The 5,677-nt window shown below is 65.1% G+C and carries 7 protein-coding genes; 4 read left to right on the top strand and 3 right to left on the bottom strand.

Annotation, left to right across the window (positions count from 1 at the left end):
• The coding region (locus ACT84W_RS01280; RefSeq protein WP_444327940.1) for an exodeoxyribonuclease III at positions 1 to 294 on the top strand (294 nt) is incomplete at its 5' end.
• A 61-nt stretch (positions 295 to 355) separates the two neighbouring features.
• On the opposite strand, the gene ACT84W_RS01275 is transcribed toward ACT84W_RS01280, so the two are convergent.
• Positions 356 to 1,141 carry a phosphatase gene (locus ACT84W_RS01275; RefSeq protein ID WP_432290664.1) on the bottom strand — a complete coding sequence of 262 codons (786 nt, stop codon included), beginning with the start codon at positions 1,139 to 1,141 and terminating at the stop codon, positions 356 to 358.
• A 132-nt stretch (positions 1,142 to 1,273) separates the two neighbouring features.
• Entirely contained in the window at positions 1,274 to 2,173 is a 900-nt protein-coding gene (locus ACT84W_RS01270) for a transporter substrate-binding domain-containing protein (protein WP_444327939.1), read from the bottom strand.
• Between the two features lie 304 nt (positions 2,174 to 2,477).
• Here ACT84W_RS01270 and ACT84W_RS01265 point away from each other — a divergent pair, with 304 nt between their 5' ends.
• Genes ACT84W_RS01265 through ACT84W_RS01255 form a run of 3 tightly spaced genes read left to right on the top strand, consistent with a single transcriptional unit; the run spans position 2,478 to position 4,655 of the window.
• Positions 2,478 to 3,137 carry an amino acid ABC transporter permease gene (locus ACT84W_RS01265; protein WP_432290666.1) on the top strand — a complete coding sequence of 220 codons (660 nt, stop codon included), beginning with the start codon at positions 2,478 to 2,480 and terminating at the stop codon, positions 3,135 to 3,137.
• Entirely contained in the window at positions 3,118 to 3,792 is a 675-nt protein-coding gene (locus tag ACT84W_RS01260) for an amino acid ABC transporter permease (RefSeq protein WP_432290667.1), read from the top strand. The genes ACT84W_RS01265 and ACT84W_RS01260 overlap by 20 nt, the downstream gene beginning before the upstream one ends.
• A gap of 11 nt (positions 3,793 to 3,803) precedes the next feature.
• Entirely contained in the window at positions 3,804 to 4,655 is an 852-nt protein-coding gene (locus tag ACT84W_RS01255) for an amino acid ABC transporter ATP-binding protein (RefSeq protein ID WP_444327938.1), read from the top strand.
• Between the two features lie 477 nt (positions 4,656 to 5,132).
• On the opposite strand, the gene ACT84W_RS01250 is transcribed toward ACT84W_RS01255, so the two are convergent.
• Positions 5,133 to 5,677: bifunctional hydroxymethylpyrimidine kinase/phosphomethylpyrimidine kinase (locus tag ACT84W_RS01250; protein ID WP_444327937.1), on the bottom strand; the 545-nt coding region annotated here is incomplete at its 5' end.

The following is a 5,677-nucleotide window of genomic DNA, read 5'->3' as shown; positions in this document are numbered from 1 at the left end:
AAGAACCCGAAGTCGAACCGCGGCAACGCCGGGTTCTCGGACGAGGAGCGCGCGAGCTTCGGGACGCTTCTGGACGCCGGCTTCACCGACACGTTCCGCGCGCAGCACCCCGACGCCACGGGCGCCTACAGCTGGTGGAGCTACCGCTTCAACGCGAGGAAGAACAACGCCGGCTGGCGCATCGACTACTTCCTGGTGAGCGACGACGTCGCCGACCGCGTGGTCGATACGAGCATCCACGACGAGGTCTTCGGCAGCGACCACTGCCCCGTCGAGCTCGTCATCGACCTGTAGCAGCGGCCCGGGGCGGCCTCGGAGCGGCTCGCGGCCTGGGCCGGGGCCGGGGCGCGGTCCTCTACCTCGACAGGAGCGAGAGGAACTTCTGGGCACTGGAGCAGGCGACGAGCTCCGCCGGGAAGTCGATGGACTCGAGGAGCTCCTTGGTCTTCGGGTAGACGCCGATGGAGGGCGCGATGTGCGCGTCCGAGCCGAAGCTGACCATGCAGCCGAGCTCCGCGCAGCGGCGCGCGACGTCCTCGCAGCGGCGCAGCGACTTGCGGATGTTCGAGGGCTTCGAGATGCTCGTCTCGTTGATCTCGATGAGCTTGCCGAGGTCGCGGGCGGCCTCGAGCACCGGGTCGAGCTCGAAGTCGACGCCCGAGCGGCCCACGTGCCCGAGGATGAGCACCTTCGGGTCCTGCAGGACGTTGATGTACATCTGGGTGTTCTGCGCGCGCGTGGCCTCGTCGCAGAAGTCGGAGCGGTGGATGCTCGCGATCACGTAGTCGCAGGAGTCGAAGCACTTCTCCTTCAGGGTGGACTCGCGGCGCGGCTCCTCGGTGATGTTCTCGTGCACCGGGATGTCCCAGCCAAAGAGGTGACCCTCGGTGTCGACGATGTCGGCCTCGCAGCCGTGCAGGAGGCGCACGCCCATCCACTCGCGCGGCCAGACGGTCGTGTTGATGAAGAACTGGAAGTTCTTCAGAGTCTGCTCGTTGAAGAGCATGCACGAGAAATGGTCCGTGATGCCCAAGAGCTCGAGGTTCTGGGCGGCCGCGGCGCGCACGTCCTCCTCCACGGTCGAGTAGGCGTGGCGCGAGAAGAGCGTGTGCGTGTGCACATCGCAGGCGATGCGAATCATGGGTAGGCCTCCAAGCTGGCGTTTATCGGCCACCATTGTAGGTCAGGCGACAACGAAGGACGGGCACGAACCTTCCGGCCCGATTTCCCGGAAAGCCCGTGCCCGTCCACAAGTCGCCGTCGGCCAGAAGCGCTACTTCGCGGAGGGCTCCACGACGAGGGTGTCCTCGTAGTCGGAACCGTAGGTGTCCTTCAGCGTCTTCTCGTAGTCGGAGTGGAAGAACTTCTTTGCGCCGAGGTCGTTGAGCTCGTTGTTGACCCAGTCGAGCAGCTCAGAGTTGCCCTTGGCGACGGCCGGGGCAATGGTGTCCTTGTCGCCGAGCTCGTCGATGCCCACGACGTACTCGTCGCTGCCGGAGGCCTTGGCGAAGGCGATGACCTCGGTGTTGTCGTTGGCCCAGACGGCGTCCTTGTTGTTCTCGAACGCGGTCTTCGCGGCGGCGTAGGTGTCGTACTTCTCGAGCTTCAAGTCGGGGTTGTGCTTGGTGAGGTAGGTCTCGGCGGTCGTGCCCGAGATCACGATGACGGTGCGGTCGCCCACCTGCGAAAGATCGGTGACGACGTTGTCCTTGTGCGAGACGACACCGAGGGCGACGTTCATGTAGGGCTCGGCGAAGTCGACCTTCTCGGCGCGCTCGTCGGTCACGGTGAAGTTGGCAAGGATGAGGTCGACCTTGTTGGTCTCGAGGTACTCGACGCGGTTGGCCGCCTCGGTCGAGACGAACTCCACGTCGACGCCCAGGTCGGTGCCGATCTGGCGGGCGAGCTCGACGTCATAGCCCTGGTACTCGCCGTTCTCGTCGACGAAGCCGAAGGGGCTCTTGTCGGAGAACACGCCGATGACGATCTTGCCGGACTTCTTTATGTCATCGAGGGAGCGAAAGCCCGACTGGGAAGAAGCGCTCGAGCCCGCGTTGGAGCCGTCGTCGGAGGTTGCGCTGATGCTGCAGCCGCCGAGGGCGACGGAGCCGAAGAGCGCGGCGGTCGCGAAGGCGGACGTGAGGAAGTGCCTACGGGAAATGCTGACTGCCATGATGTTCTCTCCTTGTGGGTCTGCCGCGGCGATGGTTGTGCCGGCGGCTCGTGCAATGGCAGGGACGAGTAAAGCACGTAATTCCTAGCTGTTCAATGGGAATTATTCGCGGTTGCGCGCCGCGAGCGTCAAAACATGGCTGATTACCTGCGTAGGTGCGCTCGTTACGCTATTTCCGATAACCCGTTATCCCCCATTGCGAACCCGCGCGCCGCTTGACTTCTGTGTTACGAGACCTTGGATTGTGAATTCCTAGCCGCTGGCTGGGTTTATAGTTTCCGTCACGCTATCGAGGGGATTTGTTTTGGACCTGCAAGCAATGGCGGACTACCTTCCGCTCTACAAAGACGCGGCGCTGCTCACGCTGGGCATCGGCTGGGCGGGCATCGCCGGGGCGATCGTCATCGGCCTCGCCGTCGCGCTCGTCATCCACTTCCGCGTTCCCGTCGCGCGCCAGCTGTGCCGCGCATACGTGGAGCTGTTCCGCAACACGCCGCTGCTCATCCAGCTGTTCTTCTTTTACTTCGGCCTGCCGCGCTTCGGCCTGAGCATCACGCCGGAGTTCTGCGGCGCGTTCGGCCTCGCCCTGCACGGCGGCGCGTACATGGCCGAGTCGTTCCGCTCCGGCTTCGAATCGGTCGACGCCATCCAGCGCGAGAGCTCGCTGGCGCTCGGCCTCACCCGCATGCAGGCCGTCCGCTACGTCATCCTCCCCCAGGCGGTGACGCTCGCCTTCCCGAGCTTCGTCGCCAACGTGATCTTCCTGCTCAAAGAGACGAGCGTGTTCTCCGCCATCAGCCTCATGGACCTCATGTTCGTGACCAAGGACCTCATGGGGCTCTACTACCGCACGACGGAGTGCCTGGTCATGCTCGTGCTCTTTTACCTCGCCATTCTCCTGCCCGTGAGCATCGCCGGCAGCGTCATCGAAAGGAGGCTGCGCCGTGGAAGCTTTGGGGATTGACGTCCTCTTTAAGGGGACGAACATGATGCGCCTGCTGCAGGGCCTGTGGATCGCCGTGCAGATCAGCGGCATCAGCGTGGCGCTCTCGCTCGTGCTGGGCGTGCTGCTGGGCATCTTCATGATGTGGGAGAACCCCGTGGCGCGCGCGATCAGCCGCCTGTACCTCGAGATTGTCCGCATCATGCCGCAGCTCGCGCTGCTCTACATCGTGTTCTTCGGCGCGACGCGCGTGCTCGGCATCAACCTGACCGCCGAGTTCTCCGCCATCATCGTCTTCACCTTCTGGGGCACCGGCGAGATGGGCGACCTCGTGCGCGGCGCGCTGGCCAGCACCCCACGCCACCAGTACGAGAGCGCAGCCGCTCTCGGCCTCACGCGCGCGCAGGCCTACCGCTACGTCGTCATCCCGCAGGCGGTCCGCCGGCTCGTGCCCGCCGCCATCAACCTCATCACCCGCATGGTCAAGACCACCTCGCTTCTGCTGATGATCGGCATCATCGAGATGATGAAGGTCGGCCAGCAGATCATCGAGGCCAACCGCATGACCTCGCCGAACGCGGTCTTCGGGGTCTACGGAACCATCATGTTGCTGTACTTCGCCGTGTGCTGGCCCGTGAGCCTGCTCGCGAATCACCTGTCAAAGAAGTGGAACTAGGGGGGCCATCCATGAGCGACGAGAAGAACAACGCGCAGCTGGGCGCGGGCGCGGCGGCGGCCGGGGCTGCTAATGCCGCGGCCAGCTCGGCCGACGGCGGAAAGAAGGACGTCCTTCTTTCCGTCGAGCACCTGCACAAGGCCTACGGCGACCACGTGGTCCTCGACGACATATCGCTCGAGGTCAAGCGCGGCGAGGTCATCGTAATCATCGGGCCCTCGGGCTGCGGCAAGTCCACTTTCCTGCGTTGCCTGAACGCGCTCGAGCCCATCCAGGGCGGCAGCGTCAAGGTCGCCGGGAAGTCCGTGGACGCCGACGAGCGCGGACTCGTCGAGCTGCGCCAGAAGGTCGGCATGGTGTTCCAGAGCTACGACCTCTTTCCGCACATGACCGTGCTCGACAACATCACGCTCGCGCCGATGAAGGCCCGCGGCGTGGCACGCGAGAAGGCCGAGGCGCAGGCCCGGGCACTGCTCGAGCGCGTGGGCCTCGCCGACAAGGCGTCGAGCTACCCGCGCCAGCTCTCCGGCGGACAGAAGCAGCGCGTGGCCATCGCCCGCGCGCTCGCCATGGAGCCCGAGCTGCTGCTCCTCGACGAGGTCACTGCCGCGCTCGACCCCGAGATGGTCCGCGAGGTCCTCGACGTCATCCTCGACCTCGCGCGCGAGGGCAAGACCATGGTCATCGTCACGCACGAGATGCAGTTCGCGCGCGCCGTGGCTGACCGCGTGCTCTTCTTCGACGGCGGCGGCATCGTCGAGCAGGACATCCCCGAGCGCTTCTTTGCCCACCCGGCGACCGAGCGCGCGCAGCGGTTCCTGAGCACCTTCACCTACGACGCCGTCCGCAAGCACAGCGCCTAGCCCCCACCAACACTGGGTGACAGTCATTGCGTGCAGCTTTCTGGGACACCCATCAGCCGGGGACACCCATCAGCCGGTGACAGTCATTGGCTGCAGCTTTCTTGCAGCTTCCCGGGACCACCTCGGCGGCTCGGTCGACAAGAGACGAAGGGCAGCCTTCTATTCTGCGCAGAAAAGAAGGCTGCCCTTCTTTCGAGAAGTCTTCTCTCGTCAGGAAACCGGAAAGAGAAGCCTGCTCTTCGGGAGAGAAGACTTCTCTCCCGCACAGAAGAGCACGCTGCTCCGTCCCGTCGCCCAGCGTCGCCGAGCGACGGCGGGTTCACCAACGCTGGGTGACAGTCATTGCGTGATGGGTGGCACCGGATGATGTATGTCCCCAAAAGCTGCACGCAATGACTGTCACCCAGTGATGTCTATCCCGCAGTGATGGGTGGCAGAATAAGCTGCACGTAATGACTGTCACCCAGTGTTGGTGGGTTAGCGGCGATGGCGATAAGCCCACATGTGGTCGAGGGGACCGGAGCCGCGGCCGAGGTCGAGGCCGGCGCGGAGACAGCCGGTGAGGTAGTCCTTCGCAGCGACGACGGCGTCGCCGAGGTCGAGGCCGCGCGCGAGCCCGCACGCGATGGCGGACGAGAGCGTGCAGCCCGTGCCGTGCGTGTTCGGGTTGTCCACGCGCTCGGAACGGAACCAGCGGACACCGCCCTCCGCCGCGGCAAGCACGTCATTCGCGTCGTGGGCGCCGTGCCCGCCTTTGACAAGAAACGCGCAGCCGAAGTGCTCCGCGAGGGCACGGGCAGCTGCCTCGGCATCGGCTTCGGATGTGATCTTGACGGCATTGCGTCCGCTCGCGACATCGCGCTCGCCCGCGGCATTGCCCCAGTTATCGGCAAGTCCGCCGCTCCCCGTGCCGTCCCCGCATTCAAGTGGGCCGCCCTTCTTGGCAACGCCGTTGGCAAGCCCGCCGCCCCCGCTCCCGATGAACCCCAGGAGCGCCTCCGCCTCGGGAATGTTCGGCGTTA

Source organism: Paratractidigestivibacter sp. (assembly GCF_052362415.1).
Taxonomy (GTDB): domain Bacteria; phylum Actinomycetota; class Coriobacteriia; order Coriobacteriales; family Atopobiaceae; genus Paratractidigestivibacter.
The sequence above is the reverse complement of the archived record's forward strand: the minus strand, read 5'-3'. Positions and strand labels throughout refer to the sequence as shown.

Excerpts from the sequence above, each read along its gene's own strand:
- ACT84W_RS01275 (WP_432290664.1), bottom strand. The coding sequence starts at position 1,141 with ATGATTCGCATCGCCTGCGATGTGCACACGCACACGCTCTTCTCGCGC.
- ACT84W_RS01270 (WP_444327939.1), bottom strand. The coding sequence starts at position 2,173 with ATGGCAGTCAGCATTTCCCGTAGGCACTTCCTCACGTCCGCCTTCGCG.
- ACT84W_RS01255 (WP_444327938.1), top strand. The coding sequence starts at position 3,804 with ATGAGCGACGAGAAGAACAACGCGCAGCTGGGCGCGGGCGCGGCGGCG.